Source organism: Rossellomorea arthrocnemi, assembly GCF_904424705.1.
In the GTDB taxonomy this organism is placed as follows: Bacteria; Bacillota; Bacilli; order Bacillales; family Bacillaceae_B; genus Rossellomorea; species Rossellomorea arthrocnemi.
In genome coordinates, this window is the sequence record NZ_CAJGBF010000069.1 from 1 (window position 1) to 323 (window position 323).

Here is a 323-nt window from a genome sequence, read left to right on the forward strand (position 1 = left end):
ACAGATGATTGGGGTGAAGTCGTAACAAGGTAGCCGTATCGGAAGGTGCGGCTGGATCACCTCCTTTCTAAGGAAGATTTACTAAACGTTTGACAGTCGAAGTTTTGTTCAGTTTTGATGGTTCAACAAGGTTTTTTGCGAGAGCAAAATAACCATCCATCAGGGATTTTTGCGCAAGCAAAATATCCACCCATATTGTCTCTTTTGAGACAAATGATTGTTCTTTGAAAACTAGATAAAGATAAATTGATAGTCAAGAAATTACCGAGTATCGCCATTTTAGGTTTTAAACCTTAATTAGTAAGTGATCAAATTTTGATTTA

General features: G+C 36.2%; 1 rRNA gene. It reads left to right on the forward strand.

Annotated features, from left to right (window positions below):
- Positions 1 to 67: ribosomal RNA gene (locus BAA9072_RS24000) — 16S ribosomal RNA — on the forward strand; the annotation flags it as partial.
- Positions 68 to 323 lie beyond the last annotated feature (256 nt).